21 protein-coding genes are annotated in these 24682 nt (G+C 69.6%); 8 read left to right on the plus strand and 13 right to left on the minus strand.

From position 1 onward, the window contains the following. Positions 1-6: 6 nt before the first annotated feature. The 3 genes from I8J32_RS07365 to I8J32_RS07375 all read right to left on the minus strand — a co-directional run bounded on the left by I8J32_RS07365 (position 7) and on the right by I8J32_RS07375 (position 2864). Entirely contained in the window at positions 7-1026 is a 1020-nt protein-coding gene (locus tag I8J32_RS07365) for a glycosyltransferase family 2 protein (protein WP_200610224.1), read from the minus strand. Between the two features lie 31 nt (positions 1027-1057). Continuing rightward, on the minus strand, positions 1058-1999 hold the full coding sequence (locus I8J32_RS07370) for an electron transfer flavoprotein subunit alpha/FixB family protein (protein WP_200610226.1): 942 nt from the start codon (positions 1997-1999) through the stop codon (positions 1058-1060). Positions 2000-2117: 118 nt separating this feature from the next. After that, positions 2118-2864 (minus strand): electron transfer flavoprotein subunit beta/FixA family protein, encoded by a 747-nt coding sequence (locus I8J32_RS07375; RefSeq protein WP_200610228.1) that lies wholly within the window; start codon positions 2862-2864, stop codon positions 2118-2120. A 228-nt stretch (positions 2865-3092) separates the two neighbouring features. Here I8J32_RS07375 and I8J32_RS07380 point away from each other — a divergent pair, with 228 nt between their 5' ends. Together I8J32_RS07380 and I8J32_RS07385 are read left to right on the plus strand one after the other, a co-directional pair. After that, positions 3093-3926: a class I SAM-dependent methyltransferase gene (locus I8J32_RS07380; RefSeq protein WP_200610229.1), complete on the plus strand. Its 834-nt coding sequence runs from the start codon at positions 3093-3095 to the stop codon at positions 3924-3926. 63 nt (positions 3927-3989) lie between these two features. Continuing rightward, the gene (locus I8J32_RS07385) at positions 3990-5402 is read left to right on the plus strand and encodes a mannose-1-phosphate guanylyltransferase/mannose-6-phosphate isomerase (RefSeq protein WP_200610230.1); all 1413 of its coding nucleotides are present in this window, start codon (positions 3990-3992) and stop codon (positions 5400-5402) included. A gap of 466 nt (positions 5403-5868) precedes the next feature. Here the strand turns inward: I8J32_RS07385 and I8J32_RS07390 are convergent, their stop codons facing one another. The 7 genes from I8J32_RS07390 to I8J32_RS07420 form a co-directional block, all read right to left on the minus strand. Then, a complete protein-coding gene (locus tag I8J32_RS07390; protein ID WP_200610231.1) occupies positions 5869-6774 on the minus strand; it encodes an ATP-grasp domain-containing protein in 906 nt (301 codons plus the stop codon). Positions 6775-7032: 258 nt separating this feature from the next. Beyond that, positions 7033-7521, minus strand: a complete 489-nt coding sequence (locus I8J32_RS07395; RefSeq protein WP_200610232.1) for a hypothetical protein — start codon at positions 7519-7521, stop codon at positions 7033-7035. A 1896-nt stretch (positions 7522-9417) separates the two neighbouring features. Continuing rightward, entirely contained in the window at positions 9418-10551 is a 1134-nt protein-coding gene (gene rffA / locus I8J32_RS07400; RefSeq protein WP_200610233.1) for a dTDP-4-amino-4,6-dideoxygalactose transaminase, read from the minus strand. After that, on the minus strand, positions 10548-11177 hold the full coding sequence (locus I8J32_RS07405) for a class I SAM-dependent methyltransferase (RefSeq protein WP_200610234.1): 630 nt from the start codon (positions 11175-11177) through the stop codon (positions 10548-10550). Before I8J32_RS07405 ends, rffA begins: the two co-directional genes overlap by 4 nt. After that, positions 11174-11542, minus strand: a complete 369-nt coding sequence (locus tag I8J32_RS07410; protein ID WP_200610235.1) for an EamA family transporter — start codon at positions 11540-11542, stop codon at positions 11174-11176. Before I8J32_RS07410 ends, I8J32_RS07405 begins: the two co-directional genes overlap by 4 nt. 115 nt (positions 11543-11657) lie before the next feature. After that, the gene (locus I8J32_RS07415) at positions 11658-12824 is read right to left on the minus strand and encodes a bifunctional GNAT family N-acetyltransferase/hotdog fold thioesterase (RefSeq protein ID WP_200610236.1); all 1167 of its coding nucleotides are present in this window, start codon (positions 12822-12824) and stop codon (positions 11658-11660) included. Further along, a complete protein-coding gene (locus tag I8J32_RS07420; RefSeq protein ID WP_200610238.1) occupies positions 12821-13792 on the minus strand; it encodes a glycosyltransferase family 2 protein in 972 nt (323 codons plus the stop codon). Before I8J32_RS07420 ends, I8J32_RS07415 begins: the two co-directional genes overlap by 4 nt. Positions 13793-13999: 207 nt before the next feature. On the opposite strand from I8J32_RS07420, the gene I8J32_RS07425 reads away from it, so the two are divergent. The 5 genes from I8J32_RS07425 to I8J32_RS07445 all read left to right on the plus strand — a co-directional run bounded on the left by I8J32_RS07425 (position 14000) and on the right by I8J32_RS07445 (position 20230). After that, a complete protein-coding gene (locus I8J32_RS07425; protein WP_207526851.1) occupies positions 14000-16084 on the plus strand; it encodes a hypothetical protein in 2085 nt (694 codons plus the stop codon). A gap of 152 nt (positions 16085-16236) precedes the next feature. Further along, positions 16237-16968 carry a CoA transferase subunit A gene (locus I8J32_RS07430; RefSeq protein WP_200610242.1) on the plus strand — a complete coding sequence of 244 codons (732 nt, stop codon included), beginning with the start codon at positions 16237-16239 and terminating at the stop codon, positions 16966-16968. Between the two features lie 27 nt (positions 16969-16995). After that, a complete protein-coding gene (locus I8J32_RS07435; RefSeq protein ID WP_200610244.1) occupies positions 16996-17628 on the plus strand; it encodes a CoA transferase subunit B in 633 nt (210 codons plus the stop codon). Positions 17629-17799: 171 nt separating this feature from the next. Further along, positions 17800-19794, plus strand: a complete 1995-nt coding sequence (locus tag I8J32_RS07440; protein ID WP_207526852.1) for a reprolysin-like metallopeptidase — start codon at positions 17800-17802, stop codon at positions 19792-19794. Then, the gene (locus tag I8J32_RS07445) at positions 19721-20230 is read left to right on the plus strand and encodes an FG-GAP repeat domain-containing protein (RefSeq protein WP_207526853.1); all 510 of its coding nucleotides are present in this window, start codon (positions 19721-19723) and stop codon (positions 20228-20230) included. The genes I8J32_RS07440 and I8J32_RS07445 overlap by 74 nt, the downstream gene beginning before the upstream one ends. 324 nt (positions 20231-20554) lie before the next feature. Here I8J32_RS07445 and I8J32_RS07450 read toward each other — a convergent pair whose 3' ends face one another. Beyond that, positions 20555-22198, minus strand: a complete 1644-nt coding sequence (locus I8J32_RS07450; RefSeq protein ID WP_200610246.1) for an electron transfer flavoprotein-ubiquinone oxidoreductase — start codon at positions 22196-22198, stop codon at positions 20555-20557. A 147-nt stretch (positions 22199-22345) separates the two neighbouring features. Here I8J32_RS07450 and I8J32_RS07455 point away from each other — a divergent pair, with 147 nt between their 5' ends. Next, on the plus strand, positions 22346-22948 hold the full coding sequence (locus tag I8J32_RS07455) for an alpha-ketoglutarate-dependent dioxygenase AlkB family protein (RefSeq protein ID WP_200610247.1): 603 nt from the start codon (positions 22346-22348) through the stop codon (positions 22946-22948). 122 nt (positions 22949-23070) lie between these two features. Here the strand turns inward: I8J32_RS07455 and I8J32_RS07460 are convergent, their stop codons facing one another. After that, positions 23071-23757, minus strand: a complete 687-nt coding sequence (locus I8J32_RS07460; protein WP_245156444.1) for an ABC-type transport auxiliary lipoprotein family protein — start codon at positions 23755-23757, stop codon at positions 23071-23073. Beyond that, positions 23754-24680, minus strand: coding sequence for an MlaD family protein (locus I8J32_RS07465; RefSeq protein WP_200610248.1), 927 nt, complete (start codon positions 24678-24680; stop codon positions 23754-23756). Before I8J32_RS07465 ends, I8J32_RS07460 begins: the two co-directional genes overlap by 4 nt. Between the last annotated feature and the right edge of the window lie 2 nt (positions 24681-24682).

Genomic DNA, 24682 nt, shown 5'->3' on the forward strand with positions numbered 1-24682 from the left:
GCCGCGCTAACCGAAGAGCCGGCGCTGCAGCGGGCGCCGTGCCGGCGCGGCCATGTCGTAGGCGAGGAAGGCCAGCAGCAGCTGCAGGCCCGCCAGCAGCGACAAAGCGGCGATGATGATCGTGCCCAGCGGATTGGCCACGCCGGTGCTCACCGAACGCCACCAGTGGTAGCCGCCGTGCACCGCGCCGAAGCCCAGCAGCGCCACGCCGAGCACCAGCTGCAGCGAGGCCAGCGAGAAATCGCGCAGGAAATAGTTGTAGACGATCCGCTTGCCCAGGTTGCGCAGGTGGCCGGCCAGGAACGGCCCGATGATGCGGCCGATGCGCAGGTTGCTGGATTCATCGCCGTAGACGGCCGGCATCGGCACGTCCTCGACCACCGCGCCGACCGTGTTGAGGCGGAACAGCAGGTCGGTCTCGAAGAAATAGCGCGGGCTGAGCTTGTCCAGCGGCAGCCGGCGCAGCGCGGCGGCGTGGATGGCGGTGTAGCCGTTGGTGGGGTCGAACAGGGTCCAGTAACCGCTGGACGCCTTGCTCATGAACGACAGGATCGCGTTGCCGACCAGCCGCTGCACCGGCATGCGGCCGACGACTTCGACGTCGAAGAAGCGGTTGCCCTTGGTGTAGTCGGCTTCGCCCTGCAGCAAGGGGGCGAGCAGGTCCGGCAGCAGCGACGGGTCCATCTGGCCATCGCCGTCGAGCTTGACCACGATCGTCGCGCCACGGGCCAGCGCTTCGCGATAGCCGGTGACCACCGCCGCGCCGACGCCGGCATTGCGGTCGTGGCGCAGCACCACCACGCGCGGGTCGTGGCAATGCTGGCGGACCTGGTCGCCGGACCCTTCCGGGCAGGCGTCGTCGACCACCAGCACCAGGTCGACGGGCGCGCCCTCGACCTGCGCCGGCAGGCCCGCGATGACCTCCAGGATGTGGCGGCGCACCCGGAAGCACGGGATCACGATCGCGACCGAATCCAACCCGGGGCTGCGCCCCGTGGTCGTCACGCCCGCGGTCTGGACCTGCATGCCTGCCGTCCTGCTGCCGCCGCGTGGCCGGTCAGGCCAGCGCCTGGTGCAGCTCGGGCAGGATGGTGAACAGGTCGCCCACCAGACCGATGTCCGCGATCTCGAAGATCGGCGCGTCGCCGTCCTTGTTGATCGCCACGATCGTGCCCGCGTCCTTGATGCCGGTCAGGTGCTGGATCGCGCCGGAGATGCCGACGGCGACGTAGAGCTCGGGCGCGATGATCTTGCCGGTCTGGCCGACCTGCAGTTCATTGGGCACATAGCCGGCATCGACCGCGGCGCGCGATGCGCCCACCGCCGCGCCGAGCTTGTCGGCGAACTCGTAGATGACCTTGAAGTTCTCGGCCGAACCCACGCCGCGGCCGCCGGACACCACGCGACGCGCGCTCTGCAGGTCGGGACGGTCGGACTTGCCGGCCGCCAGGCCGACGAAGCGGGTGTGCGTGGGCAGGGTCGCGGTGACGCTGGCCGCTTCCACCGCGGCGCTGCCGCCGCGCGCGGCTTCCGGCCACGAGGCCGTGCGCACCGTGGCGACGACCGTCTGCCCGGCGGGCGCCTCGACGGTGATGATCGCGTTGCCCGCATAGATCGGACGCTTGAAGACGTGGCTGGCTTCCACCGCCATGACGTCGGAGACCTGCGGCACGCCCAGCAGCGCGGCCACGCAGGGCATCAGGTCCTTGCCGAATGTGGTGGAGGGGCCGAACACGTGCGTGTACCCGGCGGCCAGCGCGGCCACCTGCGGGGCCAGCACCTGCGCGATGGCGTGCGCGTTGGCCTCGTTGGCCACGGTGAGCACGCGGGCGACGCCGGCGATCTGCGCGGCCTGCGCGGCGACGGCGGCCGGGTCGGCGGCCAGCACCGCGATGTCGATCGCGTCGGGCTTGAGGGCCTGCGCGGCGGACACGCACTTGGCGGTGGCGGCGTTGAGCTTGCCGTCGAGGTGTTCGGCGATGATCAGGACTTTGGACATGTTCGTTTCCTTGTTCCGTCGTTCCCGGGGGCTTCAACTGAGGAGCGGGCGGGAACCCAGTGTCTTTGGTGGTTGCGACAAAGTCGCTGGCCCCCCGCGTGCGCGGGGGTGACGAGCGTCAGAGCAGACCCTTGGCCTTGAGCGCGGCAACCAGTTCGGCCGCGTCCTTCACCATCACGCCCTTGCCGCGCTTGGTCGGCGCGGCGTGGTGCGTGGTCTTGAGGCCTTCGGCGGCATCGACGGCCAGGTCGGCCAGCGCGATGGTCTCCATCGGCTTGCTCTTGGCCTTCATGATGTCGGGCAGCTTGATGAAGCGCGGCTCGTTCAGGCGCAGGTCGGTGGTGATCACCGCGGGCAGGTCGACTTCCAGCGTTTCCAGGCCGGCGTCGACTTCGCGCGTCACCGTAGCCTTGCCGCCGGCAACTTCCAGCTTGCTGGCGAAGGTCGCCTGCGGGCGGCCCCACAGCGTGGCCAGCATCTGGCCCGTCTGGCTGGCGTCGTCGTCGATCGCCTGCTTGCCCAGGATCACCAGGTCGGGCTGTTCCTTCTCGATCAGCTTGAGCAGGATGCGCGCCGCGGTCAGCGACTGTACCGGCTGGTCGCTGACCACGTGGATGGCGCGGTTGGCGCCCATCGCCAGGCCGTTGCGCAGGTGGGCCTGGGCGTCGGCCGGGGCGATCGTGGCCACGATCACTTCGGTCGCGATGCCCTTGTCGCGCAGGCGCAGGGCCTCTTCCAGCGCGATCTCGTCGAAGGGGTTGGCCGACAGCTTGACGCCATCGGTGATCACGCCGGAACCGTCGGGCTTGACCTGGATGCGGACGTTGTAGTCCACCACGCGCTTGTAACCGACGAGGATCTTCATCGTGCGGGAATTCCTGTGGGATTGGCCCTGTGGGGGAGCCCGGTGGGAGTGGGACGCGACCTGCCGGTCGAGCCCGCGATTCTATCAGGGCCGCCCACCGGCACCGCTAACGACACCGCCCGGGCGCCGGCCCCGGGGCGGCGGGGAAGGGGTCCCGGTCCGGCGGCCGCGCTTGGCCGCGCGCGGGCACTGTGGTAACCAGCAGGACCGGCATCGAAGGAGGCGAGGGTGGGCATCGGGTCATTGAGCGACACGCTGGCGCAGGACGCGGAGGGCATCTGGCGCACGGGGGCCACCCACCAGGTCTCCTATGCGCAGCACGGCCATGGCGAGTGCTTCCAGGTCGAGGACCGCTCGTTCTGGTTCCGCCACCGCAACGACTGCATCGCCAGCCTGGTCGCGAACCACCCGTTCCGCGGCGCATTGCTCGACATCGGCGGCGGCAACGGCTACGTGGCCCGCCGGCTGGCCGACGAGGGCCACGAGGTGGTGCTGGTCGAGCCGGGCGAAGTCGGCGCCCGCAACGCGCGCAAGGGCCGGGGGCTGGAGCACGTGGTCTGCGCGACGGTCCAGGACGCCGCCTTTCGGCCGGGCAGCTTCGGTGCGCTCGGCCTGTTCGACGTGATCGAACACATCGAGGACGACCGCGGCTTCCTGCAGGCCAGCACGCCGCTGCTGGCCCCGGGCGGGCGCCTGTACCTGACCGTGCCCTGCCATGCCTGGCTGTGGTCGGGGGCGGACGTCGAGGCCGGGCATTTCCGCCGCCACACGCGCGCCAGCCTGGAGCGGCTGCTCGACGGGCTGTACCGCATCGACTACCTGGGCGGCTTCTTCCGCCCGCTGGTGGCCCCGCAGTACCTGCTGCGCGCGCTGCCGTACCGGCTCGGCCTGGGCCGACGGCAGAGCCTGCTGTCGGCGGAGGCCGAACACGGCGCCGGCGACGGCCTGGCCACGCGCGCCATCACCGCCCTGCTGCACCGCGAACACGCGCGCATCGCGCGCAACCAGGTGCTGGGCATGGCGCTGGCGCCCAGCGCGCTGGTGGCCGCCACCCGGCGCTAGCGTTCAAGGGCCGGCCGGTCGCGGTCGGCTATGCTTTGCGGCCCTGTCAGCGGCGAGACGGCGATGCTCCATCCGGTGGTCCTGAGCGGCGGCAGCGGCACCCGGCTGTGGCCCCTGTCCAGGCAGAACCAGCCCAAACAGTTCCTCTCGCTGATCGGCGACCACTCGCTGTTCCAGGAGACCGTCCTGCGCGCCAGCCGGCTGCCCGGCGTGCAGCCGCCGGTGACGGTGTGCAGCGACGACCACCGCTTCATGGTGGGCGAGCAGCTGCAGGGCGTGGGCATCGGCAACGGCGGCATCCTGCTCGAACCCATGGCCCGCAACACCGCGCCCGCCATCGCGCTGGCCGCCCTGCACGTGGCCGCCGGCGACCCCGACGGCCTGATGCTGGTGATGCCGGCCGACCACCTCATCGAGGACGAGGCCGCCTTCCGCGAGGCCGTGGCCAGCGCACGCCGTTTGGCCGAGGCCGGCTGGCTGGTCACCTTCGGCATCCGCCCCGACTACGCCGAGACCGGCTACGGCTACATCCTGCGTGGCGAACCGCTGGACGAGGCCGGCTTCCGCGTCGCCCGCTTCGTCGAGAAGCCCGACCTGCCCACCGCGGAGCGCTACCTGGCCGAAGGCACCTACGCCTGGAATTCGGGCATGTTCCTGTTCCAGGCCCGCCGTTACCTGGAAGAACTGGCCACGCACGCCCCGGCGATCGCCGCCGCCGCGCGCGAGGCCCATGCCCGCGCGCACACCGACCTGGACTTCACCCGCGTCGATGCGCAGGCCTTCGCCGCCAGCCCCAGCGACTCGATCGACTACGCGGTGATGGAGAAAACCGACCGCGCCGCGGTCGTGCCCGTCAGTTGCGGCTGGAGCGACATCGGCTCGTGGTCCTCGCTGTGGTCGGTCGCGCAACGCGACGAGGACGGCAACCGCCACGAGGGCGACGTCATCTCCGTCGACACGCGCGGCAGCCTGGTGCGCGCCTCCGAGCGCCGCATGATCGCCACCATCGGCGTCGAGGACCTGGTCATCATCGACACCGCCGACGCCACGCTGGTCGCGCGCAAGGACCGCGTGCAGGACGTCAAGACGATCGTCGACCGCCTCAAGGCCGACGGCCGCACCGAGCACCTGTTCCACCGCAAGGTCTACCGCCCGTGGGGCAGCTACGACTCCATCGGCGTGGGCGAGCGCTTCCAGGTCAAGAAGATCGTGGTCAAGCCCGGCGCCGCCCTGAGCCTGCAGAAGCACGCGCACCGCGCCGAACACTGGATCGTGGTCTCCGGCGTCGCCGAGGTGACCTGCGACGAGCGCGTGTTCGACCTGCACGAGAACGAAAGCACCTACATCCCGCAGGGCAGCACCCACCGCCTGCGCAACAACGGCGCCGACCCGGTGGTGCTGATCGAAGTGCAGTCCGGCGGCTACCTGGGCGAGGACGACATCGTCCGGCTGGAGGATGTTTACGGGCGGTCGTGAGCAGTCTGGTGGCCTGATGCGCGTCATTCCCGCGCCACTTCCCGTCATCCCCGCGAACGCGGGGATCCAGGGCCTTTCGCGGGTTGAGCTCGTCATCCCCGCGAAGGCGGGGATCCATGGACGTTGACGCCATCAACCAACGACGCTGGATCGCCCGCTTCGCTGTTGACCTACTCACTTGCGCGGTTTCGCCACGCCACCTTCAAGTCGTCATCCCCGCGAAGGCGGGGATCCAGGGACTTTGGCTCGCCCCGCCACCAGCAGCTCGTCATCCCCGCGAAGGCGGGGATCCATGGACGTTGGCGCCCCATCAGCTCGCCATCATCCCCACGAACGCGCGAAGTGCCCTTCAACAGCGCAACTGGTCATCCATGTTCGTCGATGACGCAAAAGTCCATGGATCCCCGCCTTCGCGGGGATGACGAGCCGGGGAAGCCCGGAACGGAATGTTGACCCGCGGATCGCCCTACCGCCCCAACGCCACCAACCGCCCCGCAAACCGCTCCACACTCCCCGGCGCCTGGTCGAAGAACAACGACGGCTCGCACAACTCCAGCTCCAGCAGGCACGGCGCGCCCGCATCGTCGCGCACCACGTCGACGCGTGCGTAAAGCAGTGGTTCCTTCAATCTCAACTGTTCCGCCGCGGCCACCAGCACCTGCTGCGCGAGCGCGCGTTCGTCATCGGCAGGCACGCGCGCGGTGACCGCCTCCGGCTCGAATTCCCCGGCGTCGTGCGCGGGCAGCCGCAGGCCCTTGCCGATGGCATGGCTGAACTCGCCGCCGAAATACAGCAGCCCGGTCTCGCCGTCGCGCTCGACCGACGGCAGGAAGGGTTGCAGCATCGCGCTGCGGCCGGACTCGAGCAGCCGCGCCAGGTGGTTGGACGCCGCGAACTCCTGCGCCGCCGTATAGCGCTGTGCATCACGCGAGCCCGCGCCGACGGCGGGCTTGATCACGAACTGTGCGGCGTCGACGCCTGCCTCCAGTCCGTGGTCGCCGAGGAACGCCTGCAACGCCGGCAGCGGCTCCTCATCCGGCTCGACGAAGCGCGTCGGCACCACCGGCACGCCCCGCGCCGCGAGGTCGCGCAGGTAGTGCTTGTCGGTATTCCACGCCAGCACGTCCAGCGGATTGAGCAGCCGCGCGACCGCGTCGACGCGCCGGCACCAGCGCAGGAACTCCGGCAGGCGCCGGGTGTAATCCCAGGTCGAACGCACCAGCACCACGTCGAAGCGCGCCCAGTCGACACTGGCGTCGTCCCACGCCCGCGCCACCACGTCGATGCCGGCGGCGGCGCACGCATCCAGCAGCGGCGCGAGGTCCGCATCCCGGCGGACGTGGTCGATGGCGGTGGCCAGGGCGAGTCGCATGCGGGCGGGGAGGGGAACGTGGAAACCGGAGTATGTCGCGGTCCCGGAAGAATTGGTGGGCGGATCGGCCCGCTCCCCCGCTATGCGGGGGAGGGTTGGGGTTGGGGCGGCAGATCGCGGTGAAACCCGAAGCCAGATTGCTACTGCATTTCAAACTCGAGACAAAGGGCTCTGATCTCGCTCCTCCCGGCACCCCTTCTTCGAAAAAAGAAGGCCCCGCAACGCGAGGCCTCCATGCCGCACCCGCCGCCGTGGCGATCAGGCCTCGCGCGGCTCCGGCTCCTCATCCCGCGCACGCCGCCCCTTCGGTCCGAAGCGCTTGCCCAGCTCATTGTTCGTGCCGTCCAGGCCCTGTCCCTTGCCCGCCAGGCGCAACACCTGGAAGCCCAGCACCGCGGCCACCATCACGTCGCTGCCCAAAGCCGTGTCGGTATCGCGCATGCGCTCGACCAGCTGGAGCGCGCGGGTCAGGCGCGCGTTGAGGGCGTCATGGTCGGCCAGGTCGCGCGCCATCTCCTCCAGGTCCAGATTGTCCGGCAGCAGGCCCCTGTTCTCGCGCATCGCATCGAGCGCCTTGCGGCAGAACGCCTCGGACCCGTCGCCCATCTTCAACAGCTTCCGCCGCCCCCGCGCGCCATCCAGGCTGACCAGGATCGGTGCGCTGGCCTGCTCGAGCGCGGTCAGGGCCTGGTCCATGGCGGCCCACTGGGTGTCGTCGAAGTGCACCGCGGCAATGTTCTGACTCATATCCATTTCTCCATGTCGTTGAGGAACTTCCCTTGCACCGGCCCTCATGGCCGACTAACCGAATTCTCACGCACAACGCGGGCGGGTCCGGCCACGTCGGGCGGTGCGGGGCAGATGATCTGATGGCATGAGGCGGGTGGCCGCGGAGGGGCCGCCGTATGCGGGCAGGTAACGGAAGCGATCGCAGAACCCTGCGGAGTCATGCGGCCATGCGCCGGGCGCGCTTCCGGAAGTGTCGGGCCATATGCGGCCATATGTCCGGAGAGTCTCCGGGAGTGTCGCGACATATGCGGGCATATGTCCGGACAGTCTCTGGGAGTGTCGCGATATATGCGGGCATATGTGCGGAGAGTTTCCGGGAGTGTCGGGACATATGCGGCCATATGTCCGGACAGTCTCCGCAAGTGTCGCGACATATGCGGGCATATGTCCGGACAGTTTCCGCGAGTGTCGCGACATATGCGGGCATATGTCCGGGGAGTTTTTCGGAGTGTCGCGACATATGCGGGCATATGTCCGGACAGTTTTCCGGAGTGTCGCGACATATGCGGGCATATGTCCGGAGAGACTCCGGGTGTGTCTCGATATAGCGGGCATATGCCGGGAGGGGTTGCGGGAACTGTCCGGATGTATGCGCGGGTGTGGCGGACACTCCTGGGAACAGTCCGGAGACAGGCGGACATGTCCGCCCGTCGCACCTGCTCCCTCCCCCGCTTGCGGGGGAGGGTTGGGGTTGGGGCCGCCGGTCGCGGGGATCTCACCTAATCTAGGGCTTGGCTGCTTCGGCGCACGCCGCATCGACTGCAACAACCGGCCTGGAGCCCTGATGCCACGAGTCCTTGCAAAGATTGGGGTCGGGTTTGCCCTCGCTTGCTCGGCGGGATGCGCGACTGGAGCTCAAACCCAGGTCGTCACTCGTAGAGGCTCGCAAGAGTTTCTCGCGGCTGCCTTGGTGACTCGCCGCGCAATATTCGGCAGCTTCGCCGTGCTGGCAATGTGCCTCGCCAGTTCGTGCAAGACGCAGGAGCCGCTAAGCAGCTTGCCTCCATCGATAGCATCGCAGGCGGATTGCGCCCGGCTCTGGGGTGGGCTTTTCGCCGAGTGGACGGAGGCCGGAGGCGGGCTGAAGGCATCAGTTCGCGCAACACGCGCACAGATCCAAGCCGATAAGCGCTCAAGGCTTGCACAGATCGTGAGGGTGACGTGGCAGCTTCAAATGGAAACACCCCATCCAGCTTTCGGCTCCTGGCCAGTGGGCCGAGCCGAGATCACGGGAGTAGCATTTGCCTTTGGCGATGCCATTCACCAGGACCAGGCGCTGGTCGCAGATGCTCCCGAAGGTTGCCTTAGCGTTGCATGGTTCCAAAAGGCACTAGCAAAGGAACTAGAGAATGAAGGCCTTGGCGAACCGGGCCTTAGGCGGCTGGAAGAAGCCCCCGCTTCGTTGGATTGGACACGTCCGGACGCAATAGTGTGGGCCAGGCACTGGCTCCTGGTTCGATCTGCAAGCCCAGACGGCCAATGAGAAAGCTGGCGCTGTCGTGGTGGCCGGCCAACGTCTCGGCACTGCCGCAATCAAGTCGAATCTTGTCGGTGGCTTTGAGTGGTCGCCGTGGAAGTCGGCTGCCGCGCGCAGGCTCGACGGGCAAAGTCCATGGATCCCCGCCTTCGCGGGGATGACGAAACGATGGTGTGGCTCGATGGGTTGCCAGTTGTTGCGCGCTTCACGCCGGACGACAAGTCACTGGATCCCCGCGTTCGCGGGGATGACGAGGGTGGGTTATGCGCGTCCGGCTCCGAGTGCAACGTCCATGGATCCCCGCCTTCGCGGGGATGACGGACTGTTGAGATGGCGTCCTTGGTGACGCCCCCGGGTACAGCGTCGGCAGCCGTCCCTCAAACCCCCGCCAACACCTCATCCGCCTTCTGCAGCACCTCGTCCATGTGCTCCTCCAGCCCCGCCCACAGCGGCATCCGCACCAGCCGGTCGCTGACCGAATCGGTCACCGGGAGCGCGTCGCCGTGGGTGCGCGCGTAGCGCTGGCCGGCGGGGGACGAGTGCAGCGGGATGTAGTGGAACACGCTGCCGACGCCGCGGGCCTTGAGCTGGGCGATGTAGTCCGTGCGCGCTTCCAGCGAGGGCAGCAGCAGGTAGTACATGTGGGCGTTGTGGGTGCAGTGGGCCGGCACGATGGGGCGGCGCAGGCGGCCGGCGGTTTCGTGGGGGGCGGCCCAGGCGTGGTAGCGGTCCCACAGGGCCAGGCGGCGGTCGGTGATTTCCTGGGCGGCGTCGGTCTGCGCGGCCAGGAAGGCGGCGGTGACTTCGCCGGGGAGGAAGGAGGAGCCCACGTCGACCCAGGTGTACTTGTCGACCTGGCCGCGGAAGAAACGGCTGCGGTTGGTGCCTTTCTCGCGGATGATCTCGGCCCGTTCGCCCATCTCCGCGTCGCGGCACAGCAGGGCGCCGCCTTCGCCGGAGATGATGTTCTTGGTCTCGTGGAAGCTCAGCGCGCCCAGTTCGCCGATCGCGCCCAGCGGGCGGCCGCGATAGGTGGACATGATCGCCTGCGCGGCGTCCTCGATCACGGCCAGGCCGTGGCGGCGCGCGATGTCGCAGATGGCGTCCATCTCGCAGCCCACGCCGGCGTAATGCACGACGCAGATCGCCTTCGTGCGCGGCGTGATCGCGGCCTCGATGAGGGTCTCGTCGATGTTGAGCGTGTCGGGACGGATGTCGACGAACACCGGCACCGCGCCGCGCAGCACGAACGCGTTGGCGGTGGAGACGAAGGTGTACGAGGGCATGATCACTTCATCGCCCGGCGCCATGTCCAGCAGCAGCGCCGACATCTCCAGCGCCGCGGTGCAGCTGTGCGTGAGCAGCGCGCGGCTGGCGCCGGTGTTGGCTTCCAGCCAGGCGTGGCAGCGCTTGGTGAACGGGCCGTCGCCCGACAGGTGGCCGTTGGCGTGGGCCTGGGCGATGAGGGTGAGTTCCTGGCCGGTCATGTACGGCCGGTTGAACGGGATCACTTGGTGCACTCCAGGATGACGTGCGAATACGGCACCAGCAGCAGGTCCTCGCGGCGGATGACTTCGACCCGCGAGAAACGGGCGTCGACGAGCGCGGCGTAGCCTTCGGCGGTGCGCACGTGCTGGCCGCGGTCGCGGCGGGCCAGGGCGCGGCCAATGCGCGACTGGCCGGGCCAGTAGCCGCCGTCGAGGGTGACCAGGCGGCCACCCGGCGCCAGCCGCTCGTACAGGCTGCTGATCAGGCCCATGGCGGCGGGGTCGTCCAGGTGGTGGAGCAGGCCGATGGCGATGGCGAGCTGGCAGGGCGGCAGGGCTTCGCCGACCAGGTCCTGCACGTCGGCGCAGTGGAAGATGCCGCGGTCGCCGTAGCGGTCGCGCGCGGCGTCGATGTAACGCTGCGACAGGTCGAAGCCGTGGTACTCGATGTCGCGTGGCAGGCATTCCAGGATGTCGGCCGGGCCGCAGCCGACGTCGACCACGACGTCGCCCGGCTGCACGCGCAGGTGCTCCTGGCTCAGCTTCCGGCGCGAGCGCTCGGCGCCCAGCAGCTTCTGGAAACCGCTGTAGACGGCCGGGTGCGAGAGGATCGCGCGCAGCCCGTCGGTGACCTGGGCCGGCCCGCTCACGCGGTCACCGCCAGGACGGTGATGCCGCCGACGATCATGACCGTGCCCACGATCTTGCCCATGCTCAGCGGCTCGTGCAGCACCAGCGTGGCGAACAGCAGGATCAGCAGGAAGCTGGTGGCGGTGAGCGGGTAGGCGGTGCTCAGCGGCAGCTTCTTCAGCGCGAGCATCCAGAACAGCGAGGCGGCGAACGCGGCCGCCAGGCCGCTGATCACCCAGGGGTTGACCAGCATGTGGAACAGGAACGACAGCTTGGGCGCCACGCCGTGCGGCAGCGGCCCCGAAAGCGAGGCCTGCCATTTCAGGACCAGTTGCCCGTAGACCGACAGCAGCACGGTCAGGGCGATGAATGCGTAACCCGTCATGGAGGCGATGGTTTCCAGCAGTGAGGGCGCCGGAGTCGGCCGGCACGGCCGTGCGCGGAACGGTCCGGCGCGGGATGAAAGCGGGCCCGCGAAAAGGGCCTGGATCGGCGCCCGCTCAACGGCGCCGCAGGATATCCGATCGGGCCAGCATGCACGTTTGCCCGTCTTCATCCAGGACCTGGGCCACCGCCTGCATGGGTCCGGACTCGCGCAGGCCGCCGGGAATGCGCACGACCAGCCGGTAGGCGACGTCCGCCAGCAGGGGCCGCAGGAAGGCCTGCTCGAGGTGGCGGATGATCGTGCCGGGGCCGGGCGCGTCCGTGCCCAGCACGCGCGACAGTTCGGTCGCCGCCAGCACGCCATGGGCGATGCAGCCGGGGAAACCGGCCGCGCGGGCGGCCGCGGCGTCCACGTGCAGCGGGTTGGCGTCGCCGGAGACCTCGGCGAAGCGGCGGATCTGCTCGGCGCTGAAGGTGAGCGGGCGGTCGACGATGGTCTGGCCGGCGCTGAGCAGCGCGTTCACGTGCCAGGTGTCGAGCGCCTCGAACAGGTGGAAGCCCTCGCGCGCCCAGACCTTCTGCACGGCGTAGTTGTGCACCTGGGTGGAGACCTTCATCTCGCGCGCGCCCCGCGAGCGGGCGACCGCCTGCGTGTGGCGGATCAGGTCGCCGTAAAGCCCGCCGCCGGCGGCATCGGGCGCGACGCCGTAGAGCACGCCTTCGAACACCGGCGCGGCGTCGTGACCTTCGCCGGCGTGCTCGTGGCCGGCGTGCTCGTGACAAGCGGCGAACGCGACGATGCGGCCTTCGCGCCGCGCGACCCACAGCGTGGAGCCCGCGTCGGTGACGTGGTTCTCCGCCCACTGCTGGTAGCCGGCCAGGATCTGCTCGCGGCCGAACAGCGGGTTGGCGTGATAGTGCGCAACGTACTGGCTGAAGGTGTGCGCGATCAGCACGCGCAGTTCGGGCAGGTCGTCCGGCGTGCCCAGCGAGAACGCGAGGTCGGCGTTGCGCAGCGGCGCGGGCGCGTATCGATCGAGATCGCATCGGTAGTACACGAGCGTGTCGGCGTGCAGCACCGGCAGCGCCCAGCGGGCCAGGCCGGCGATGCCGGAGGCCGCGCCCGCCGGCGTGCGCAGGATCGCCACGTCGCAGCGCGCCTGCAGGATCTGCGCGGCCAGGGTCTTGGCGTCGACCTGCGGCGCGCGGCCGCGCCACACCTGGAGGTCGAAGCGCGCCGAGTCCAGCGGCGAGGGCTGCAGCACCGGCGGCGCCTCGCTCATGCCTGGACTCCGTGCGCGGGCTCGCGCGGCGCGGCGGGCGTGCGGTCGGCGACCAGGTAGTAGGGGCGCGCCTTGGCATCGACGAACAGCCGGCCCAGGTAGAGCCCGATGATGCCGATGCAGAAGATGGCCATGCCGCCGACCAGCCAGATCGAGGCGATCACGCTGGTGAAGCCGGCCACCTGCACGTCGCCCTTCAGATAGCGCAGCACGCTCCAGGCCACCATCGCGAAGGCGATCGCGGCGAAGGCCAGGCCCAGCCGCACCACCAGCCGCAGCGGCTTGTCGGAGTAGGACAGGATGATGCCGGTGGCCAGGCGGCGCAGGCGCTTGAAGGTGTAGGTGCTGCGGCCCTCGTTGCGGCTGGCGTGTTCGACCGGCAGGGCAAGGTGGTGGTAGCCCGTCCACTTCACCATCAGCGGGAAGCAGCGCTCGCGCTCGGGCATGGCGTTCACCGCGTCGATGACCTTGCGCGAATAGGCGCCGAAGTTGGCGGTGGTGTGGTCCTGCGCCACGCCCGTCATCCACGACAGCAGGCGGAAGAACAGCCAGGACATCAGGCGCTTGAACGCGCCATCCTGGCGCTGCGTGCGCTGGGCGAACACCACTTCGACCTCGCCCTGCAGCGCTTCGAGCAGGCGCGGGATCTCCTCGGGCACGTCCTGCAGGTCGCAGTCCATGACCACCACCTTGCCGCCGCGGGCGTGTTCGATGCCCGCGCTGATCGCGTAGTGCTGGCCGAAGTTGCGCGCCAGCCGCAGGCCGCGCAGCCATGGGCGCGTGGCGGCCAGTTCGACGATGCGGGCCCAGGCGCCATCGGGGCTGCGGTCATCGACGAGGATCACCTCGAAGGCCTCGCCACGCGGCGCCAGGCTGGCCGCGATGCGGTCGACCAGATCCTCCAGGCACCCCTTGCAGCCGTATACGGGCGAGACGACTGAGATGGCGGGATGCGGAGTTTCGGGCATGGGCTCGGGCAGGGGGAGGGGAGGGAGGTTCGGCAAGGCGACGGCGTGGGGCGCGTGGCGGGGTGCGCTGTACGGGTTCGCGGGCACGGGCGCGTCCCATGGTGCGCGGCGACGGGCCCTTGGGCCCAAGGATAGACTGTAGCCGTCATGGGATCGATCCGGTACGGTCGGCGCCCTTCGATCCCGCAACCGCCAGGCCCCGTGCAGATGCAGCCCACCGACCGCGACACACGCCCCCTTCGTGCCGCCGATCCGGCCGTGGCCGATGGCCCGGTGGCCGATGGCGCGTTCTCCCGCTGGACCGGGCTGCTGGCCGCCCTGGCCGCGGTGCTCGCGGGTGCGGTGCTGATCTTCGGTGGCCTGGGCGGCGATCGCCTCAACGGCGACGAGCACAACGCGATCGTGTTCCTCACCGACGGCCTGTGGGAGTACCTGCGCAGCTTCCATTACGGGCACGTGATCAAGCTGCACGTGTGGCTGCTGCACGAAGCCTTCGGCAACTCCTTCTTCTGGTACCGCATGCCGGCCGCGCTTGCGGCGACGGCCGTGCTGGTCTGGCTGGCGCTGTACCGCGCGCCGGGGCTGGCGGGGCGCGGGATCGGCCAGGCGCTGGTGGTGCTGCTGCTCGGGGCCAATGCCTCGTTCCTGAATTTCGCGCGCTGGGGCATGCCGGGCTACGCCGAGACGCTGCTGGCCGGGTCGGTGCTGCTCGGCCTGGTGCTGGCGGATGTGATGAGCGCGAATGTGATGAGCGCGAATGTGATGAGCGCGAATGTGATGCGTCCGGCCGTCGCCTCGGCGGACGGCCTCCCGCGCTGGACCTGGCCGCGCCTGCTGCTCATCGCGCTGCTGCCGTGGCTGTACCCGGCGGCGGTCATCCTGCTGGGTGGCATCACCGCGTACCTGGTGCTCGACCTGATGCTGCGCTACGCGCGCGGCGTGCGTACCGGCGCGCTGCGCGCGCTGGCGCACGCCCTCGTGCCGGTCGTGCTGGGCCTGCTGTCGTTCGTGGCCTACCGGCTGAGCGTGCCCGACGCGCACTGGGAGCGCGCCCGCGCGCACCACAAGGCGTTCTCCTCGTGGCAGGCGCAGGGCGGTGACGGCGCGGCCGGGTTCGTGTGGGAATCGCTGCGGGCGGTCGGGCGCGACCTGGCGCGCATGACCACGCTGTCGAGCGACTCGCCCTTCGCCGCGCTGACGCCGCTGTACGCGCAGCTGGTGATGCTGGTCGGGGCGCTGTGCGTGCTCGCACTCGCGCTTGCGCTGTGGCGGGCCTGGCGCCTGCGCGCGGCCCGGCCGGCCGCGGACGTCGCCTTCCTGCGCGGGGCCGCGCTGCTGTGGACGGTGCTGCTGTCGGGGCTGGCCGTCACCAACGCCGCGGCCCTGGTCGACGCCTTCCCGGTCGGCAGCCTGCGTCACCTGTTCTTCCTGCTCGGCGTCCCGGCCCTGCTGGCCGTGCTGTCGCTGGGTTACCTCGGCCAGCGCCTGGGCGCCGTCGCCCGCGCCGTCGCGGGCCCGTGGCCGGTGCGGGCCGCCCGCGTGGCCGGCCTGCTCGCGCTGGTCGCGCTGGGTGTCGGCCTGGCCCAGGCCGGCTCGACGCAGCGCCGGGTGGAGGCCGACAAATACGCGCGCCTGCTGGAGATCCTGCATGCGCCGGACAACAACGTCGTCTATGTCTGGTCGCCGGGCTTCTACTTCGCCGGCGCCACGCTGCCCGGCCAGGCGCGCTTCCTCGACCTGGGCCGCGGTGGGTCGCAGGACCAGCTGCGGCAGGCCCTCAAGGCGCTGCAGGACCAGGGCGGCGGACGGCTGGCGGTCTTCACCAGCGAGGCCACGGTCGGCGATCCCGCGCTGGCGCGCCTGGTGGGGGACTTCGGCCTGCGGATCGAGCGCCAGGCCGACTACGGCAGCTACGAGGCGATTTCCTTCCGGGTCCCCGATCGCGCGCAGCGCGCGGCCACGGTCTCGCGCACCGTCGAACTGACCGTCCCGCTGCCCGCCAGCCCGATCGTGTCGGTCCGGCTGGATCCCTCGCAGCGCACCCAGGCCTCGGTGACCATCGAGCAGCTCGTCTTCACCGACGCCAGCGGCCCGCACCCCGTCGACGTCTGCGGCGACCGCGGCATGGCCTCGATGCGCACCACGCGCCTGGGCAGCGGCCCCGGCTGCACCTTCGTCTTCGGCAACGGGGCCAACGCCGGCTGGATCGGGCCCAGCGCCCTGAAGAACCTTGGGCACCTCGACCGCCCCGCGCTCGCTGCGGGTGCGCCTGACCGGCGAACTCACCGATGAGGTCCATGTCTACCTGGACCAAGGTACGGGGTACAGCTCGCCGATCCGGCTGAAGGTCCAGCCCGCGGTTACGCGATAATCACGCCGGTCGGCCGTCCTGGTTTCCACCGGGACGGCCGCACCCCCACACGCACAGTCGAAGGAATCCCTGCATGGCCGTGAGCCCCCCCTCCGCGCGACGCGACGCGGGCAAGCTGTACCCCAGTGCGCAGGCAGCGCTGCAAGGCCTGGTGGCCGATGGCCAGACCCTGGCCGTGGGCGGTTTCGGCCTGTGCGGCATCCCCGAGGCGCTGATCGCCGCGCTGCGCGACTCGGGCGTGACCGGCCTGACCGCGATCTCCAACAACGCCGGCGTCGACGGCTTCGGCCTGGGCCAGCTGCTGGCCACGCGCCAGATCAAGAAGATGATTTCGTCCTACGTGGGCGAGAACAAGGAATTCGAGCGCCAGTACCTGGCCGGCGAGCTGGAGCTGGAGTTCAACCCGCAGGGCACGCTGGCCGAGCGCCTGCGCGCCGGCGGCGCGGGCATTCCCGGCTTCTACACACGCACCGGCTACGGCACGATCGTGGCCGAGGGCAAGGAGACGCGGCAGTTCGACGATGGCCACTGGTACGTGCTGGAAACCGCGCTGAAGGCCGACGTGTCGCTGGTCAAGGCCTGGAAGGCCGACCGCGCCGGCAACCTGGTCTTCCGCAAGACCGCGCGCAACTTCAATCCCGCCTGCGCGATGGCCGGCAAGGTCTGCGTGGCCGAGGTGGAGGAAGTGGTGGAGGTCGGCCAGATCGACCCCGACCACGTGCACCTGCCCGGCATCTACGTGGACCGCATCGTCCACAACCCCACGCCGGAAAAGCGCATCGAACAGCGCACCGTGCGCGCCTGACCGAACCTGCAGACAAAGGAACCCACCATGGCCTGGACCCGTGACCAGATGGCGCAACGCGCCGCGCAGGAACTCACCGACGGCGCTTACGTCAACCTTGGCATCGGCCTGCCCACGCTGGTGGCCAACTTCATCCCGGAAGGCATGGATGTCTGGCTGCAGAGCGAGAACGGCCTGCTGGGCATCGGCCCGTTCCCGAGCGAGGCCGAGGTCGACGCCGACCTGATCAACGCCGGCAAGCAGACCGTCACCGCGCGCGAAGGCGCGAGCTACTTCGGCAGCCACGACTCCTTCGCGATGATCCGCGGCGGCCACATCGACCTGGCGATCCTCGGCGCGATGCAGGTGACCGACCGCGGCGACCTGGCCAACTGGATGGTCCCGGGCAAGATGGTCAAGGGCATGGGCGGGGCCATGGACCTGGTCGCGGGCGTCAAGCGCGTGGTGGTCCTGATGGAGCACAGCGCCAAGAGCGGCGAGCACAAGATCCTGCCGGAATGCACCCTGCCGCTGACCGGCGTGGGCGTGGTCAACCGCATCATCACCGAGCTGGGCGTGATGGACGTCACGCAGGACGGCCTGGTGCTGCGGGAACTGGCCCCGGGCGTCAGCGAAGCTGAACTAGTCGAAAAAACGGGTGTGCCGGTCAAGGCCGCTTAGCCCGGGTTTCTGGATTCCCGGACCGCTTGCCGGTCCAATCGGGGTGCCTGTCGCGCGCGTGTCCATGAATGGGCCGCGCGTGCGCGATCGCGCGCGGCGGGTGTGGTATTCATGGCGGGCGATGAGGGGGTCGTCGCCGGCATTGGCCGTCAGTTCTGTGGGGCATATTCCATGCGTATTGGTCTTCCCGTAATTCTCCTGGCCGGCCTGGTGGCCGGCTGCACCGCGGAGCGTGCTCCGCAGCAGGCGGCCAACGAGGCCGCTGCGTCGGCCACGTCGGCCATCGCCGCGATGAGTGGTGGCGTGTCGCTGATGGCGCCGCGCGTGGACCGCGTCGCCGGCAGCTTCGCGTCGCTGCCCGATCACGGCGCGCTGCTGGCCTACGACGGCAAGCGCAAGGTCACCCGCTCCGGCGCCTACACCTGGCACCCGGTCAAGCTGAGCGAGACGCACGCGCTCCATGCCATCGGCCCCGGGCACGAGCTGGCGCTCACCGCGCCCAATGGCCAGCCGATCCGACTGCAATACCTGCGCCATGTGGAGCACGAGAACGGCAACTGGAGCTGGGTCGGCCGCGCGGAAGGCGCGCAGCCCGGCAGCGAGGCGATCCTGACCTTCGGCGACAAGGCCGCGTTCGGCGTCATCCCGCAACGCCAGGGCGGCACGCTCCGCCTGAACATCGGCGGCGGCCAGGCCTGGATGATCGAGGCCGACCCGACGATGCTCGCCAGCCTGGAGAGCGCGCGCACCGGTCCGCGCGCGCCCGATCATCTGGTCCCGCCGCGTGAGCTGCTGCGCAAGCGCATGGGCAACGCTGGTATCGCGGATGCACTCGCGGCCAAGCTCGAAGCCGCCCCGCTGTCCACCAAGGCCGACGCCACCAACACGGTCGACGTCCTGCTGGGCTATACCAACGGCTTCGCCGCCCGGCTGGGGGGCCAGTCGCAGGCCAACACCCGGCTGACCTTCATGGTGCAGGTCGCCAACGAAGCCATGGCCGCCAGCCTGATGCCCGGCCGCATCCGCCTGGTGCACACGCTGCAGGTGACCTACCCGGACAACACCAGCAACCAGGACGCGCTGTACGCCCTGAGCGGCGTGTCGTGCACCGAGAACTCCAACGGCAGCCTCACCTGTACCGATGTCGCGGTGCCGGCCGCCCTGCAACCGCTGCACACGGCCCGCAACACCTACGGCGCCGACCTGGTCTCGCTGGTACGCGTGTTCAACGAGCCGGAGAACCAGAGCTGCGGCATTGCCTGGCTCAATGGCGCCGGCCGCACCCCGATCACGTCCTCGGACGCGCCCGGCGGCATGTCGGTGGTGAGCGATTCGAGCGGTTATATCTTCCCGGACAACCAGCGCTATTGCCGCGAGGCCACCCTCGCCCATGAGCTGGGCCACAACATGGGCTCGGCGCACGACCGCGACACCTCCGACGGCGACGACAACATCCTGCAGAGCAACGAATACGGTCGCTACGACTATTCGTTCGGGTACCGGACGTCGGCGGCGGGCAACTTCTTCACCGTCATGGCCTACGGCGACACCGGCCAGGATGAACTGAACAAGTTCTCCAATCCGCGCCTCAACAACTGCAAGGGCTCCTACGCCTGCGGCGTGACCAACCAGGCCGACAACGCGCAGAGCCTGACCAACACGATGCCGATCATCGTCACCTTCCGCTCGGCGGTGCAGGAAGCCAACGTGGCCCTGATGCCGCAGGTCGACGCCAACGCCGACGGGCGCTCGGACCTGTTCTGGCACAACCCGACGGCGGAGCGGATCCAGCCCTGGCTGATGAATGGCACCACCTTCGCCTACGGCGTGGCCAGCACGATCGGCAACATCTACCGCGTGGCCGCGGTGGGCGACTTCAACGGCGACGGCCGCGCCGACCTCATCTGGCGCGACATCAACCGCACCGTGCTGTGGGAGTGGCAGGCCAAGGCGACCGGTGGCTACAACGTCGTGCAGCTGCGCACGTTCCCGGCCGGCTGGGATATCGGCGGCGTGGGCGACGTGAACCGCGACGGGCGCAGCGACCTGATCTGGCACAGCCCCACCCAGGAGAAGTTCCAGGCCTTGGCTGATGAACGGCACCACGTGGACGTATGGCGCGGTGCAGTCGCGTCCGGGCGCGTTCGTGATGATCGGCGCGGGTGACTTCAACGGCGACGGCTACGCCGACCTGCTGTGGCGCGACGGAGCCCGCACCGCGGTCTCGGCCTCGATCGGCACGGCCAGCGGCACCTTCGGGTCGGCGGTGACCATCCGCTCCTATCCCACCGGCTACGAGGTCGTGGGCCTGCGCCGGGCCAATGCCGACGCCCGCAGCGACATCTACTGGCACAGCACGACGGCCGGCAAGATGCAGGCGTGGCTGATGAACGGCACCGCCTTGACCTACGGCGTCGCCAATACGGTCGGCAGCATCTACCGCGTGACCAGCATGGGCGACTACAACGGCGACGGCCTGTCCGACGTGATCTGGCACGACACCGCCAAGACGCGCCTGTACGAATGGCAGGCCAAGCCGGACGGCACCTACACGGTGGTGTCGCTGCGCACCTATCCGGCGGGCTGGACGGTGGTGCACTGACGCCCACCGTCGCGATTGGCAACAAGAAGACAGCCGCCGAAAGGCGGCTGTCTTCATTGGGCGGGTAGAAGAACAGCCGCCGAAAGGCGGCCGTCTTCATTGGGCGGTAAAAACAGCCGCCGAAGGGCGGCCGTCTTTATTGGGCGGAAAAAACAGCCGTCGAAGGGCGGCCGTCTTTATCGGGCGGCAAAAAACGGCTGCCGAAGGGCGGCCGTCTTTATTGGGCGGTAAAAAAACAGCCGCCGAAAGGCGGCTGTTTCATTTGGGAAAGCGCGACGTCATCCGCGACGGGCCTGCATGCCCCTGGCGCATCCGCCCGACCGACTAGAGGTTCTGGTAGTTCGGTCCCGCGCCACCCTCGGGCGTGACCCAGGTGATGATCTCGTACGGGTCCTTGATGTCGCAGGTCTTGCAGTGCACGCAGTTGGCGGCATTGATCTGCAGGCGCTTGGCGCTGCCGCCGCCGGCCTGCGCTTCCTCGACGATCTCGTAGACGCCGGCGGGGCAGAAGCGGGTGCAGGGATTGTTGTATTCCTCCACGCAGCGCGTCACGCAGATGCTGGTGTCGGCCACCTTGAGGTGCACCGGCTGGTCTTCGTCGTGTTCGGTGGCGGCGTAGTACACGCCGGCCAGGCGATCGCGCGGCTCGAGCGTGCGGTCGGTGTAGTCGCGCCGGGGCGATTCGTGCTCGCCGACCTTGTCCAGCGAGGACCAGTCGGGCTTGTTCTTCAGCGTCCAGGGCGAGTGGCCGCCGGTGAGCGTTTCCCATGCGGCGTTCAACATGCCCCACCACAGCCCGCGCTTGAAGCCGGGCTTGATGTTGCGGACCTTCTTCAGTTCGGCCATCGCGTCCGACGCGCGCAGTTTCGCGTCGAAACCGGCGGGCGACAGCTGCGCGGCGTGCAGGTGTTCGGCGGCGAGCATGCCCGAGCGGATGGCCTGGTGGGTGCCCTTGATCTTGGGCACGTTGAGCAGGCCGGCGGTGTCGCCGATCAGCAGGGCGCCGGGCATTTCCACCTTCGGCAGCGACTGCCAGCCGCCGGTCACGATGGCGCGCGCGCCCGCGGACACGATGGTGCCGCCTTCGAGCAGCGGCTTGACCAGCGGGTGGTTCTTCCACTGCTGGAAGGCCTCCCACGGCTTGTACTGCGGGTCGCGGTAGTCCAGGCCACTGACGTAGCCCAGCGCGATGCGGCCCTTGTCCAGGTGGTAGAGGAAACTGCCGCCGTAGGTGTGGGTGTCCGCCGGCCAGCCGAAGCTGTGGACGATCTTGCCGGGCTGCACGCGCTCGGCGGGCACCTGCCACAGTTCCTTGATGCCGATCGAGTAGCCCTGCGGGTCGCTGCCGGCGTCCAACTGGAAACGCTTGACCAGGCGCTTGGTGAGATGGCCGCGCGCGCCTTCGGCGAGCACGGTGACCTTGGCGCGGATGTCGATGCCGGCGGTGTAGCCGGGCTTGTGGCTGCCGTCCTTCGCCACGCCCATGTCGCCGATGCGCACGCCGATGACGGTCCCGTCGTCGGCGTGCAGCGTTTCGGACGCGGCGAAGCCCGGATAGATCTCCACGCCCAGCGCCTCGGCCTGCGGGGCGAGCCAGGCGCACATCGCGCCCAGGCTGACGATGACGTTGCCGTGGTTGTTCATGCCCGGCGGCACCGGCAGCTTGCGGCCGCCGTCGCGGGTGAGCAGCCAGAATTCGTCTTCCGTGGCGGGCACGCAGATCGGCGGCGGGTTGTCGCGCCACTGCGGCAGCAGGGCGTCGAGCGGACCGGTTTCGATCACCGCGCCCGACAGGATGTGCGCGCCGATGGTCGAGGCCTTCTCGATCACGCAGACCGAGAGCTCGGGGTTGAGCTGCTTGAGCCGGATCGCGAAGGAAAGCCCGGCCGGGCCCGCGCCGACGGTGACGACGTCGTACTCCATCACGTCGCGTTCGATATCGGGGGCGGTTCCGGGTACGTCGGTCATTGCGTGGCTCCGCTGGCGCTGCGTGGCTGGTGGTGGGAGGACCTGGGAGGACCTGGTCAGCGATTTTCGCGGCTTGGGGCAGCCCGGGGCAAATCGCGGGCGCCGGGCCGCGCGGCACGGACCCCGCGTTCCGGCGAAAATCGCCCCATGACCGCGCCTTTGCAGCCGCTGGCCCTGGAAGACGCAGAGGTCGCCCTGGCCCAGGGCTGGCTGGCGCCCGCGGCCGCCGACGCCCTGTTGGGTGCGTTGCGCGCGCAGGTGCCCTGGGAAGTCCACCGCATCCGCCTGTTCGGGCGCGAGCATGCCTCGCCACGGCTGAGCTGCTGGATTGGCGACCCCGAGGCGGTCTACCGGTATTCGGGCACGGTGTTTGTCCCGCATGCGTGGCCGCCGGTGCTCGACGCACTGCGGCGGGCGTTGCAGGACGACCTGGGCAGCCCGTTCAACAGCGTGCTGGCCAACCGCTACCGCGACGGGCGCGATGCGATGGGCTGGCACAGCGACAATGAGCCCGAACTGGGGCCGGTGCCCGTCATCGCCTCGGTGAGCCTGGGAGCGACGCGCCGCTTCCTGCTGCGCCATCGGGTGCGGCGCGACCAGCGCTGCGCGCTGGAGCTGCCGCATGGCAGCCTGCTGGTGATGCGCGGGGGCACCCAGCGCCACTGGCAGCACGCCCTGCCACGCACGGCGCGACCGGTGGGCGAACGGATCAACCTGACGTTCCGCTGGGTGCTGCCTGCAGGCGGGTGATCGCCCGGCGGAGACGGTCGTCAGCAGTCAGCGGTTGCCTGCAGCTGCGGTTGTGGCCGCGCTACGTGGCCGCGCTGCAGGCGCCGTGGCGGTGCGAGACACCGCGCTGCGGGCCGACGCGCTCAGCGCGCGTCGGCGGATGCGCCCCGGCCGCTGCGCTCGAAGGCTTCGCCGGTGGTCAGCGTCCAGCCCGCCAGGTCGTTGCTGATCTGCGACAGCGACCGTTCGAACGCGTCGACGACATCGGGTACCGCCGTCGAGCCGGCGGGTTGTGCCTGCAGGAACGTCTGCGACCCGGCCAGCTGCAGGCTTTTCACGTGCAGCAGCTTGGCGGTGACTTCGACGGTGGCCGACGGCACGGCGGCGCCGGCGTAGTCGGCCTCGAAGCGACGCACGTCCAGCAGCAGCCGGTAGTGGGCGCCCACGCCGCTGCCCTGGCGCGTGACGCCGGGGAGGCGGCCGGAATCCTCCAGCGCGTGCAGCACCGCGTCCTCGATCATCTCGCTGGGTGTCTTCGCCCACTCGGCGCCCTTGTAGACCTGCAGCTCGTTGGGCGTGGGCCGTACGGCGATGCGCAGGCTGTCGGCATTGCGCGCGCCAAGGGCGCGGCCGATCGACAGCTGCCAGCGCACCTGCGGCCAGCTCTGCGTTTGAGCCGCGCGCACGACCGGCGCATAGCTGGTCGAGGGCTCCTTCTTGCCGCCCAGCAGCGAGCCGCAGCCGGCCAGCGACGCGGCCACGAGCGCCAGGGCGCTCCACCGCACCAGGGGCGCCGCCACGGCGGCGCGTACGAGGGTTGCCATGCTCATTCGGGTTCGAACTCCTTGGGTGCGTCTTTGCCCAGCAGGTATTGCGCGGGACCGCCATCGAGGCGGTCGCTGATGCGGCGCAGGTCGCGGACCAGGGCGCGCAGTTCGCCCAGCGTCGGACCGAGCTGGCCCAGGCCGTCATTGGCGAAGCTGGTGATCGCGGCGCGGTTGTCGTTGACCAGGCCATCGACGCCACCGGCCGCGGAATCCAGCTTGCCCAGCGTGCTGTCGAGACGGTTCACCAGCCCCGGCAGTTTCTTGACCAGTTCGCGGTCGATATCGCTCACGGCCTTGTCGGTGGTGGCCAGGGTCTTCTCCAGCTGCTCGCTGGAGCGGCGCGCGGAGACGATCATGGTGCGCAGGTCCTCGCGCTGGTCGCCGATCGCGCCGGTCATGGCTTCGATGCTGGCCAGCGAATTGGAAATGCGCTTCACGTTCTCGTCGCTGAGCAGTTCGTCGACGCGGGCGACCAGCTTGTTGGCTGTGTCGGCGATGTTCTGCAGGGCGGAGGCCTCGGTCTGGATGACCGGGATCTCGTTGGGGTCGACGTCGGCCAGGCGCGGCGCGTTGGGGCTGCCGCCGGTGAGCTGGATGACGGGCGGCGCGGTCAGGCTGGGCGTGGAGATCTTCGCGCGGGTATCGGTCTTGACCGGGGTGCTGGCCTGGATGCGGATCGTGGCCAGCACGCGCCGCGGGTCGTCCGGGGCCAGGCGCAGGGCGTCGATCGTGCCCACCGAGATGCCGTTGTAGAGCACCGGGCTGCCTTCGGTGAGCCCGGTGACCGGCTCGTTGAACACCACCGCGTAATGGCGCCAGTCCTTCTCCGAGGAGTACTTGGCCGCCCACAACGCGAACAACAGCAGGAAGAGCGTCACCACGAGGGTGAACACACCGATGAGGACGTAGTTGGCCTTGGTTTCCATAT

The organism is Lysobacter solisilvae (genome assembly GCF_016613535.2).
Taxonomy (GTDB): Bacteria; Pseudomonadota; Gammaproteobacteria; order Xanthomonadales; family Xanthomonadaceae; genus Agrilutibacter; species Agrilutibacter solisilvae.